The organism is Chamaesiphon sp. VAR_48_metabat_403, assembly GCF_031422475.1.
GTDB lineage: Bacteria > Cyanobacteriota > Cyanobacteriia > Cyanobacteriales > Chamaesiphonaceae > Chamaesiphon.
In genome coordinates this window covers 1-9,617 of record NZ_JANPLS010000059.1, presented here as the reverse complement: position 1 = coordinate 9,617, position 9,617 = coordinate 1, and the positions used below count along the sequence as shown (strand labels likewise).

Genomic DNA, 9,617 nt, shown 5'->3' with positions numbered 1-9,617 from the left:
GATTAAAGCTGCTGATGCCGCTCAAATTAGGAAAAGGGAGCGGGATTTATTACGTCGTAAATCTCAGTAAAACGACATTCACCCTTTTCGGGATCTGTAGGGGTGGGTTTGCGGCGCATCGAACGGGAGGTTCCCTCCCGTTTGTGTGCGACAAGACAATGCAATTTAATGTCGATATTACTGTTCGATCTCAAACAAAACCCACCCTCCGCCACCAGGATCTAAAAAGATCTCAACTGAGTTCTGGATATGAGTGTGTTGGATGTGTCGATCGATATCTACCCACCCCACTGGGCGGGTGACCCGACCAGTAGCCCTACGGGCACCTCTGTCTTGACGTTTTTTTATTCGGGGGTTCCCCCCGAATAAAAACGTCGCTCCCAAGAGGGGATTTCGTCCTTTGGAGATCTCAATACTGCAATTAAAGCCTAACGCCTAAAGCCTAAAACCTAGATTTGTCGTCCTAAAATAGCTAAATCTCGATCGATGCCGTTGAGTTCGGCGATTTGGGGTAAATAACCCCACTGTTGAAAGCCATATTTTTTAAAGAGATTGATGCTCGGTTGATTGTGAGCAAAAATAAAGGCAACTAGTGTTTTGATATCTAAATTAGGCGCGCTTGCAATTGCTTGAGATAGTAATTGAGTGGCTAAATGTTGGTGGTGAGAATCTGGGGATACGTATACACTTACCTCGACAGTATGACGATAAGCATCGCGCCCGTAAAACGATCGAAAGCTAAACCATGCTTTAATTTTATTGTCTGCTTCTAGTACCCACAATGGGCGACGATCGGGTGTATGGGCGGTAAACCAGTCCATCCGACTGGCTACGGTGACTGGTTCTAAATCTGCTGTTGCCATCCGTCCGGGAATCGATGTATTGTAAATCTCAATAATTGCGGGTAAATCATCGATGTGAGCATCGCGAATCATTTTGGATGATGGTAAGGGGTAGCTGGTTTAAAATACTAGATGTGAGTGTAAAAGGAGATCGGCTGCTATCGAATATGCACACTCTCGATCGTTTCAATTAAATTGCGAATAAACTCACTATATTTTTCCTGCATTGGCAATTCTAAATCTACTTTAATCCGCTGGCGTTCGGTAAATACTTGCTCTTTAGAGATCGGATTAAAACCCTCTTTGAGATAGGTTTCCCAATAACAACCGACCCCCCGCTTTTGCCATGCGGGTAAATCGTTGAAGTTAATGCCGTTTTGGAATAGTAACTCGTTTTTCTCTGATTTTAACAGATGCTCGATTTTACTATTAGCAGCTCTTCCACTGACACATTGTTTGCGGAGCATCCAGTAGCAGTGAGCGTTCAAAGCATTCCGATGCGCGTCTTCATTGCGCCAGCGAAAATAATCTACTACCAGTTCGATATTTGGTAGTTGCGAAATCCGGCAGTCAAACGCGGCTACGGTACCTAATAAACTTGAAAGTTTGGCACTTGCTTCGCCTGCTAATACCGAATTGAGTTTGCGTAACTTCCGCTCGAATGTCACATCTTCTGGGTGCAATAGTAGCGAAATTTCATCACTTTCAGTGTAGCCATAAACTACCTTAAAGCCCGACTGCATTAGGTGTTGAAGCGTCTCCACCATCCGATCGCGAAATACCGGATCGAAAGGTGCTTCAAATTTACAGACTTCTTTAGTCAATCGGGTAAAACTGCGACCATCGACTCTGGCTACCATAAATATTCCTGGCAACACATAGAGATCGTTGGTGGTTTCAAACACCCGCATTTTTGCATCTAGTTCGTCAAATTTCATCCGACCATTTCTCCACTGAAAACTTCATTTCCGGTAATAGTTTTACGTAATATAGTTCGTCAAATCCTTCCGAGTAGGTTGGTAATTCTAATCTCTTAGCAGTCCCGGCAATTCCTTTTTCAGGAATCTGCTGGGCGGCAGGACGCAATCGATCGCGTTCGATCGCATCCCTAATTCGCGATTCAAAATAATACCCGATAATCTGAAACTTATGCTGTTTGGCTGGTTCGATGTATCGCTGTCGATCGAGTCTAGTCGGGTTGGTATTATCAATAACTAATGATTGTTGAATCTCCAAACAAGTCTCAAATAATCTCAATTCGCGATGTCTGGTTTTGAGCATATCGAGATTAATTCGCACATGTGTCAATCCAAATTTATGGTGATAAAAAGTAGACTTACCACAGGCTTGAATTCCCATTAAGATCGCAGCTTGCATTCAATCTCCAGTCCATAAGGATCGAGCAATACACGATCGATTCTATCATACTACTCCTTACTCCTTACTCCCCGCTCCCCGCTCCCATCTCCCCTCTCTACGAAGGTAAAGTCCGATCCAGTTCCAAATCCGACCACGATTTGGGGTCTTCGAGTGGTTCCATGTGGGCGATGACATTGGTACCTGGTAACGCATCGACGATTTCCTGTTCGACTCGTTCGCACAGATCGTGACCCCGTTGGATCGTCCATTCGCCCGGTACTAAGATGTGAAAGCTCACAAACCCCCGCGAACCGGAGACTCGCGTTCTGAGGGCGTGAAAATGGATCCCTTCTCGCTCGTAAACGCTAAATATACTTGCAATTCGATCTCGATCGGCAGGTGGTAATGACGTATCGAGCAATCCCGCCGCAGTTTCGCGGAGCAGTCGTACCCCTGTCAGTAAGATGTGTACTGCCACGCCAATGGCAATTAAAGGGTCGAGAATCGACCAACCTGTAAGATTTGCCAAAAATATCCCCACCGCCACCCCAACGGATGTCCAGACATCGCTCAGGAGATGATGGGCATCGGCACGGAGGGTAATCGATCGCAGTCGCCGCCCCGCACGCAATAAGATCCACGCAACCCAGCCATTAATTGCTGTGGCGATCGCCGATAATAATAATCCCAGGCTGACTCGATCTAGCGGTTGGGGTGCAAATAATTTCGGCCAAGCGATCGCGACAATGCCGATCGCGGTCACAATAATCAGGACGCTTTCTAGTCCGCTCGAAAAATATTCCGCCTTATTATGCCCGAACGGATGGTCTTCATCGGCGGGAGTCGCGGCAAAAGATAACGCCCAAAATGCCGCCAACGCCGTCACCACATTGACGATCGATTCTAAGGCATCGGAGAGCAATCCCACCGATCCAGTCAGAAAGTACGCCCCAGTTTTGAGTGCGATCGTGATTATTGCCGCCGCGATCGACAAATATGTATAAGTCCGTGCAGTTTGGAAGTTCATCGGGAGTAGAAATCTCACCTCGATCGGGCGATTGTCGATACTATTACACCTTGACGAAGACTTGAGTACCGACAATTTTGGCTGGATAAGTTGCTAAAGGTGCAGTGGCGGGGCCTTTTAATACTTTGCCATCGGGAGCAAAATCCGAATCGTGACAGGGACATCCATATTTTTTCTCTCCAGCTACCCATTTTACATCGCAACCTTGATGGGTACATTTAGGATTGACGGCAATTAGTTGTTTGGGGTTCGCCGGATCTCTAGACACGGCAACTTGTTTTGTTTGCAAATATCCAGCTTTTTCTAATTGAGCGACAGTACCGATCGCGGTATAACCATCCGCCGTTTTTTTAGTTGCTGGTTTGGTTTTGCCTTTATCTGCTGCGGCGGGTTCGTCGGTATTCGCGGTAGCTTGTGGCTCAGATTTATTTGGGGCGCAAGCTGCTAGTACGACAGGGAAACAGGTAGCCAACCAACCAACACTAAAGTATCCCAAAAACGAACGACGTTTAATCATATTCTTCAGACCTCGATCGAGGAAGGTTGTATATGTAGCGATAATAGATCGTTAATCTTATTTTAGCAAGTTTAACTACGAGTAAAGTTAACGATCTTTATATTAAGTAATCGTACAAGAAAGCACCGATACCAATCGACACCAATCGCATTTAAAATCGAACTGATGCCATTTATTCTCAACTAACCATTCTCGATCGCAATTCGGGCAGCGTCTTTGTTTTTCTTTAATGATATTAGTTCGTAATTTATATCGATAGAGGTAATAGTAAGTCGGTTTACCAGTTAGTGCTGTCAACCGATCGCTAATCTCTCGACCTTGTTTGGCTAAACTACTACGAACATCTGACATTTGCCGAATGCCAAATCTTTCCCCCGTCTTACAGTGCATTTGCAATGTATCGCAAGCTCGATAGTCTCGCTCCCACATCAAAATATCGTAATATTCATCACCATCGTAAGTTTTGGGGAGCAGGTACAGGGGCACATGCGCGAAACAATTACCGCATTTTACAGGAGATCCAATTTCTAAATAATGAGTATATAAAATATAACTGCTCGGCTGACAATTACAAATAGTTCCTTCAGAAATACCTGGAGATTCGCCAATGATTTCGATCTGCGGCGCACTAAATCCCCATTCAATCGCTGTGGCTATTTCTTTACGAACGTATTTATTTGCATATTTTGAATCTAGGGCATCTGGAGCGAGGATTATGACAAATGTCTGCAAATATCTTCCAGAAATTGCGATTACCTCCGGTACAGCAAAGCTGAACGGCCAATCGCCATTAGTAATCTGCCCATTTTTGCGTAACGCCGCCAATAAGCTGTAACTAATTTCATCTAGCTGTGCTGGTGTACTTGTCGCTGGAACTTGCCAGCTAATCTGGGCAACAAACACGATTAATTGGCAACTAATTGCTGATATTTAGCAATTGAGAATTTAGAGATTGTCATGAGTAAATTTCGCATGTGTTGGGGCGCGATCGCAGCATAAGCATTCGTCGCTAAACACATTGTCGCCAGTACTGGTAAAATAAATGTCGGCAGCATCACTACCCCGATCGACCACCAAGTTGCAACATGTAAGAATAATGCGATCGCAGGTAGAATTGCTACGCAAATATTCGCATAAATCAGCCGTGGCGATCGATCCAATCCGACTAACAGCATGGTTGTCATCGTCAACAGGAGACTCATCGGCACTAAAAAGGCACAAATCCCCACGCAATGAGATCGAGAAAATTCGGCAATAGTATTGAGTTCGAGCATGACTGGTTTCCTACGCAAGCTGAACCTTAATTTTACCGAACTTTACGAGAGTGATGTGCTTGACTCCGATCGATCCGTAATATAAGTACAAGCTTGGAAGAGGGTGTGGGGAGTGTGGGATGTGTGGGGAGTACAATTACTTCCAAAACCTATCTATTTATCCACTCCTAACAAATTGCTGATTTCAAACTCTGACAAAATCGATCGATCGCCTGTAGCCCTTGGGCGGGCGTTCCCTCACTCAAACGTTTAACCATCGCACTGCCGACAATTACGCCGTCTGCACCCCATTTTCGCACCTGTTGGGCGTGTTCTGGCTCAGAAATGCCAAAGCCGATCGCGATCGGTTTATCGGTGACGCTCCGTAAATTTGCTAAAATATCGCCAACCCGATCTTCTAATCCAGATCTTACGCCAGTTACACCCGTGACGCTGACTAAATAAATAAAGCCTTGCGATTTATTGGCGATGGCCACAATCCTCTCTTGAGAGCTGGTTGGCGCGACGAGCAGAATAACTTCAATGCCGATTTCGGCGGCTGGTACTAATAATTCTTCGGCTTCTTCTAATGGCAGATCTGGTACTACCAGTCCCTTCACGCCAGCGGCGGCAATTTTTTCGAGGAAGGGACGAATCCCTAAATTGAGGATGGGGTTGTAATAAGTAAATAAAATAATCGGTGCTGTAATTTCGGGACTCACCCGCGCCACCATTTGGATGACATCATCTAATTTGACCCCTTTTGCTAACGCACGGGTCGCCGCTGCCTGAATGACGGGGCCATCAGCTAGCGGATCGGAGTAGGGTACGCCGAGTTCGATGATGTCTGCTCCTGCGGCATCTAGGGTCTTGAGAGCTTGAGCCGTCGTTGCTAAGTCTGGATCGCCAGCGGTGATAAAGGGAATTAAAGCACACTGTCCGCGATCGCGTAAAGATTGGAAGCAACTAGAGACGGAGTGCATAGGGGGATGGGGGACGGGGGGACGGGGGGACTGGGAGACGTGGATGTGTGGGGATTGTGGGGCGTGTGGGAGGCGAAACTAAGGAACGCAGTTCCAAAACCTATTCACTATCCACTATCCACTATTCCGTTCGCTTTCGATTTCGGCTTGGATTTTGGCTAATTCTGCGGGGGTGAGTTCGTCGAGGCGTTTTTGTAAAACAGCTTCTTTGTAGTCTTTGAGTTGTTGGGTATAGGTCATTTTTTTGGTAGCAACTCGAAAGATATAAGTAGATAACCAAGCGAAAATGATGCCTACTAACAGCAATTGACTCCAAATTCCGGCATCGATATTGTCTAACCCAGCCCATTTTAAGCCGAGATAGCCAGCACCGCCGATCGCAAATACGCCGATGCCAATTAAAAATACATCAATTCTCCGCATCTGCTAAATCTAAGCCTCAAGTTCGCGGCGTTTGGGACGAAAATTTAGGAATGGCGATAATAGGATCATGCCAGGAAAGAAGAAGAACACGAGAAAGTACATCAACAGTCGTTCGATCGAGCTAGCTACATACCATCGCTTTTGAAGATATAAATACAATGCTCCAGGAATTACTAATAGGTAAGCCCCACTCAAAATTAAATACAGTAATGCAACTATCATAGGTTCGATCTCAAATAAAGCAGCGCGTCGATCGTCAATCCGAGATCTGGCTACTGAGTTAGTCTCTATATTATCAGGTTCGGGAAGCTAGATTACAAGGCAAAGGCGATCTGGGTACGACAATTTAATCGGTCGTAACAGAGATCGAACATAAATCGACCGAGATGATATTTGTGATGCTGTTGAAGTAATTGTTAATGCCTGCGAGCAATCCAACGGCATGATACCCGTCGGTAATTAAAGATCTCAAATGGGCTTTATACTAGAATCAATTTGGAGATCTAGCAAGTAGAGGGATCGAGATGGATTTAAATCTGGCACAGATCGATCGATTATTGGCTGATTGGGCGCAGAAAGTTGATATTGCCAATCAAAATTTATTAGATTTGTACGATTTGCCTGCATATCAACGGTTGAGTGGGATGGGCAATCCACCGAGTAATGTTACGGGGATTACTCAACAACAAGCAAGTACGGCATTAACGGCGATCGATCGATTATTTGAAGATCTAGAATTATTCAATCAACCGATCGATCGAGCGCGAAGATTGCGGAAAGAATTACCTTCTTTATTTATCAACGATAGTCAGTTACAAGAAATCGAACAGCTCCTGACGGGGATGTCGATTCAGTTGCCGAGCATCCAGACACCTCTAGCCGAAAGAGGTTTGGTAAGTGCAAACCAACAGGTAAGAGCGATTTCGCTAGCCGAATTATTAGATCGGATGTCGATCGCCTTTGCTATTGCCAGAGATACTTTCGTCGCGGTAGAAACTGCTTGGAAAGAATTGGAATCGCAGTTAATTACGACTCACCAATCGTTAGCTCACTTGCAACAATTAGCCCACAAATTAAATATTGCCACACCGCCCGCACTAATTACCGCCCAATCTAAATTCAACGAGCTGCAATTACAGATCGATCGCGATCCGTTAGGGATAAATCGCGCTTTTATTCGAGAGATTGCGCCCTTAATTAATCATAGCCGCCACGAATTAGAAACCCTCGATCTCCAACGCCAACAACTACAAACAGATTTTGCCACAGCACCCCAATTGCTGCAACAATTAACACAACTCAACCGAGATTCGATCGCCGCCTATACCGAAAGTCAATCGAAAATTACACATAATTTACCAGCAATTGCACCATTACCTGTAGCCGAAATAGCCGAACTCGAACTTTGGCTAGAGCGATTGGTTGCCAAATTTGCCGCTGGGATAATTGCTCCCGTGCACATCGGGTTGACAAATTGGAGTAATAAAATTCAAGCATACACGATCGCCGCAGAATCAGCACTTACCGCCAATCGACTCCCCTTAGATCGCAGGCAAGAGTTACGCGGACGATTGGATGCGCTTGCAGCGAAGGCTCTAGCCAAACGTCAGGCTGAAGACCCGGTTTTGACCGATTTGGCTACTCAGGCGCGACAAGTCCTTTACAGCAGCCCTACAGACCTCAATCTGGCGATCGATTTGGTGCGTAAATACGAGCAGGTTTTGAATCAGCGGTTGGCGTGTTAATTTTCTTGGCGATGGAGAATTGCTCAATTGGCATCGTGTTATAGGTATTTATAGCTAGATTGTACTCCCATCCTCAGTTTCCATTGCCAGAGCGATCTTAGTTTCGATCGAGATCTGCTCGATGTCGATCTTTAAATAATAATTACCTGGCAGTAGTTTCGAGGATGAAGAGCGAGTAAATCTGCTGTTATTTTAAATCTTATTTTGATTATGACTACATTTGAGTCGATCGCCAAACCAAAATCTCAGCTCTGGTTGGCAGCAATTAAGCCGCCGATGTATACGGTGGCAATTATTCCAATTTCGGTGGGTTCGGCAGTTGCTTACGCCCAAGATCGATCGATCGATCTCAATATTTTAGGAACTTTTTTATTATCGGCGATCGCGATTATTGCGTGGTTGAATATTAGCAATGATGTTTTCGATAGCGATACGGGTATCGATATAAATAAAGCTGAGTCGGTAGTCAATTTAACTGGCAATCGCAATCTCATGTTTTGGTTGGCAAACTTATTTCTGAGTATCGGCATTGCCGGGATTGCGACAATTGCTTGGTGGCAACAAGATCTAACCGTCATCGCGATCGTCGCCCTATCTTGCTTGCTGGGATACACTTATCAAGGCCCCCCCTTCCGGTTGGGATATCAAGGTTTGGGTGAAGTTATTTGTACGATTTGTTTCGGCCCATTAGCTTTAAGTGCGGCGTATTATAGTCAAACTCAATCTTGGTCGATCGCGAATTTAACTGCTTCGATAATTATCGGTATTTCTACCAGTCTGATTTTATTTTGTTCGCATTTTCATCAAGTTAAAGACGATTTGGCGGCGGGTAAACTGTCACCGATCGTTCGGATGGGGACGAGTATGGGCGCGAAAGTTTTAACATGGGGTACTGCGAGTATTTATATTCTGACTACGCTTGGTGTAATTAGTAAATTATTTCCCGTCGCGACGCTATTAATATTTTTGAGTTTGCCGTTAGCAATAAAGTTAACTCAATTTGTTACCGAATATCACGATCGACCGGAGCGCGTTCGGACTTGTAAGTATTTAGCCGTCCGGCTGCATTTCGTGAGTGGGTTATTATTAGTCTTGGGCTTTTATCTCGCTCGCTAAATCGGAGCGAAATTAGTCGGTAGATCGGAGTGGATGTGCGCCGAGGACTAAGCGGCAGGTATCGATTAGATGCGGTTTAAGATCGATCGTCATCCTTACCTGACTGGGATCGGACAATCTCGGTAATAGTTTCATTAACGTACTCTTACCCAAATCACTCTATCCGACGATCCTTACAAACGAACCCGCTGCAAAGGTTAAGTTAATATCAATTGCGCTAATATCGCATGTCTGGGATTGCGAGACTCGATCGCGCTGTTGGACGATACATCCCCACAATCTTGCTATGGCAATTACTCTAGCCATTTAACCCGCTCAGTAGCGATCGGCTAGATAACGTAAAATTCGATAC

General features: G+C 45.2%; 15 protein-coding genes. 3 read left to right on the top strand and 12 right to left on the bottom strand.

The genetic code is table 11. The annotated features are described in order from the left end of the window. The coding region (locus RMO79_RS02905) for a hypothetical protein (RefSeq protein ID WP_310481556.1) at positions 1 to 302 on the top strand (302 nt) is incomplete at its 5' end. Positions 303 to 449: 147 nt separating this feature from the next. On the opposite strand, the gene RMO79_RS02900 is transcribed toward RMO79_RS02905, so the two are convergent. The 10 genes from RMO79_RS02900 to ndhL form a co-directional block, all read right to left on the bottom strand. After that, a complete protein-coding gene (locus RMO79_RS02900; RefSeq protein WP_310481555.1) occupies positions 450 to 935 on the bottom strand; it encodes an N-acetyltransferase family protein in 486 nt (161 codons plus the stop codon). Positions 936 to 1,000: 65 nt separating this feature from the next. Beyond that, positions 1,001 to 1,780, bottom strand: a complete 780-nt coding sequence (locus tag RMO79_RS02895; protein ID WP_310481554.1) for a tRNA(His) guanylyltransferase Thg1 family protein — start codon at positions 1,778 to 1,780, stop codon at positions 1,001 to 1,003. Continuing rightward, a complete protein-coding gene (locus RMO79_RS02890; RefSeq protein WP_310481553.1) occupies positions 1,770 to 2,219 on the bottom strand; it encodes an AAA family ATPase in 450 nt (149 codons plus the stop codon). The genes RMO79_RS02895 and RMO79_RS02890 overlap by 11 nt, the downstream gene beginning before the upstream one ends. A 97-nt stretch (positions 2,220 to 2,316) precedes the next feature. After that, positions 2,317 to 3,228: a cation diffusion facilitator family transporter gene (locus RMO79_RS02885; protein ID WP_310481552.1), complete on the bottom strand. Its 912-nt coding sequence runs from the start codon at positions 3,226 to 3,228 to the stop codon at positions 2,317 to 2,319. Positions 3,229 to 3,271: 43 nt separating this feature from the next. Further along, the gene (locus tag RMO79_RS02880) at positions 3,272 to 3,745 is read right to left on the bottom strand and encodes a Rieske 2Fe-2S domain-containing protein (protein ID WP_310481551.1); all 474 of its coding nucleotides are present in this window, start codon (positions 3,743 to 3,745) and stop codon (positions 3,272 to 3,274) included. 102 nt (positions 3,746 to 3,847) lie between these two features. Beyond that, positions 3,848 to 4,648, bottom strand: coding sequence for a DUF2310 family Zn-ribbon-containing protein (locus tag RMO79_RS02875; RefSeq protein WP_310481550.1), 801 nt, complete (start codon positions 4,646 to 4,648; stop codon positions 3,848 to 3,850). A 2-nt stretch (positions 4,649 to 4,650) separates the two neighbouring features. Then, positions 4,651 to 5,019, bottom strand: a complete 369-nt coding sequence (locus RMO79_RS02870; RefSeq protein WP_310481549.1) for a hypothetical protein — start codon at positions 5,017 to 5,019, stop codon at positions 4,651 to 4,653. A gap of 167 nt (positions 5,020 to 5,186) precedes the next feature. Continuing rightward, the gene (trpA, locus tag RMO79_RS02865) at positions 5,187 to 5,981 is read right to left on the bottom strand and encodes a tryptophan synthase subunit alpha (protein ID WP_310481548.1); all 795 of its coding nucleotides are present in this window, start codon (positions 5,979 to 5,981) and stop codon (positions 5,187 to 5,189) included. A 114-nt stretch (positions 5,982 to 6,095) separates the two neighbouring features. Then, positions 6,096 to 6,404 (bottom strand): DUF3007 family protein, encoded by a 309-nt coding sequence (locus RMO79_RS02860; protein WP_310481547.1) that lies wholly within the window; start codon positions 6,402 to 6,404, stop codon positions 6,096 to 6,098. A gap of 9 nt (positions 6,405 to 6,413) precedes the next feature. Then, the gene (ndhL, locus tag RMO79_RS02855; RefSeq protein WP_310481546.1) at positions 6,414 to 6,626 is read right to left on the bottom strand and encodes an NAD(P)H-quinone oxidoreductase subunit L; all 213 of its coding nucleotides are present in this window, start codon (positions 6,624 to 6,626) and stop codon (positions 6,414 to 6,416) included. Between the two features lie 302 nt (positions 6,627 to 6,928). Between ndhL and RMO79_RS02850 the strand changes: the two genes are divergently transcribed. Together RMO79_RS02850 and menA are read left to right on the top strand one after the other, a co-directional pair. Beyond that, positions 6,929 to 8,149: a hypothetical protein gene (locus RMO79_RS02850; RefSeq protein ID WP_310481545.1), complete on the top strand. Its 1,221-nt coding sequence runs from the start codon at positions 6,929 to 6,931 to the stop codon at positions 8,147 to 8,149. 210 nt (positions 8,150 to 8,359) lie between these two features. After that, positions 8,360 to 9,265: a 2-carboxy-1,4-naphthoquinone phytyltransferase gene (menA, locus tag RMO79_RS02845; protein ID WP_310481544.1), complete on the top strand. Its 906-nt coding sequence runs from the start codon at positions 8,360 to 8,362 to the stop codon at positions 9,263 to 9,265. Between the two features lie 12 nt (positions 9,266 to 9,277). Here menA and RMO79_RS02840 read toward each other — a convergent pair whose 3' ends face one another. Both RMO79_RS02840 and RMO79_RS02835 read right to left on the bottom strand, forming a co-directional pair. Further along, positions 9,278 to 9,400: a hypothetical protein gene (locus RMO79_RS02840; RefSeq protein ID WP_310481543.1), complete on the bottom strand. Its 123-nt coding sequence runs from the start codon at positions 9,398 to 9,400 to the stop codon at positions 9,278 to 9,280. 24 nt (positions 9,401 to 9,424) lie between these two features. Then, a complete protein-coding gene (locus tag RMO79_RS02835) occupies positions 9,425 to 9,571 on the bottom strand; it encodes a hypothetical protein (RefSeq protein WP_310481542.1) in 147 nt (48 codons plus the stop codon). Between the last annotated feature and the right edge of the window lie 46 nt (positions 9,572 to 9,617).

Coding starts and splice junctions, on each gene's coding strand:
- RMO79_RS02900 (WP_310481555.1), bottom strand. CDS start 935: ATGATTCGCGATGCTCACATCGATGATTTACCCGCAATTATTGAGATT.
- RMO79_RS02895 (WP_310481554.1), bottom strand. CDS start 1,780: ATGAAATTTGACGAACTAGATGCAAAAATGCGGGTGTTTGAAACCACC.
- RMO79_RS02890 (WP_310481553.1), bottom strand. CDS start 2,219: ATGCAAGCTGCGATCTTAATGGGAATTCAAGCCTGTGGTAAGTCTACT.
- RMO79_RS02885 (WP_310481552.1), bottom strand. CDS start 3,228: ATGAACTTCCAAACTGCACGGACTTATACATATTTGTCGATCGCGGCG.
- RMO79_RS02880 (WP_310481551.1), bottom strand. CDS start 3,745: ATGATTAAACGTCGTTCGTTTTTGGGATACTTTAGTGTTGGTTGGTTG.
- RMO79_RS02870 (WP_310481549.1), bottom strand. CDS start 5,019: ATGCTCGAACTCAATACTATTGCCGAATTTTCTCGATCTCATTGCGTG.
- trpA (WP_310481548.1), bottom strand. CDS start 5,981: ATGCACTCCGTCTCTAGTTGCTTCCAATCTTTACGCGATCGCGGACAG.
- RMO79_RS02860 (WP_310481547.1), bottom strand. CDS start 6,404: ATGCGGAGAATTGATGTATTTTTAATTGGCATCGGCGTATTTGCGATC.
- ndhL (WP_310481546.1), bottom strand. CDS start 6,626: ATGATAGTTGCATTACTGTATTTAATTTTGAGTGGGGCTTACCTATTA.
- RMO79_RS02850 (WP_310481545.1), top strand. CDS start 6,929: ATGGATTTAAATCTGGCACAGATCGATCGATTATTGGCTGATTGGGCG.
- menA (WP_310481544.1), top strand. CDS start 8,360: ATGACTACATTTGAGTCGATCGCCAAACCAAAATCTCAGCTCTGGTTG.
- RMO79_RS02840 (WP_310481543.1), bottom strand. CDS start 9,400: ATGAAACTATTACCGAGATTGTCCGATCCCAGTCAGGTAAGGATGACG.
- RMO79_RS02835 (WP_310481542.1), bottom strand. CDS start 9,571: ATGGCTAGAGTAATTGCCATAGCAAGATTGTGGGGATGTATCGTCCAA.